This window comes from Roseateles rivi (assembly GCF_043555845.1).
In the GTDB taxonomy this organism is placed as follows: Bacteria; Pseudomonadota; Gammaproteobacteria; order Burkholderiales; family Burkholderiaceae_C; genus Roseateles; species Roseateles rivi.
Genome location: NZ_JBIGHZ010000033.1, coordinates 1 through 255, shown reverse-complemented (window position 1 = coordinate 255; position 255 = coordinate 1). Strand labels below are relative to the sequence as shown.

Annotated in this window: 1 pseudogene; it reads left to right on the top strand. The window is 68.6% G+C overall.

What is annotated here, in order from left to right:
• Nucleotides 1-255, top strand: a pseudogene (locus tag ACG0Z6_RS16680) (calcium-binding protein); the annotation flags it as partial.

The window sequence follows — 255 nt, the reverse complement described above, 5'->3', positions numbered from 1 at the left end:
ACGCCGGTGATGTCGTCACCGAGCTCGTCAGCGAGGGCACGGACACCGTGCGCTCCTCCATCGGCTACACCCTCACCGCCAACGTCGAAAACCTCGTGCTCACCGGCGGTGCGGCCATCAACGCCACTGGCAACGCCCTGAACAACGTCATCAGCGGCAACAGCGGCGCCAACCAAATCGACGGCGGCGCGGGCGCCGACACCATGGCCGGGGGCGCGGGCGACGACAGCTACAGCGTGGACGACGCAGGCGATG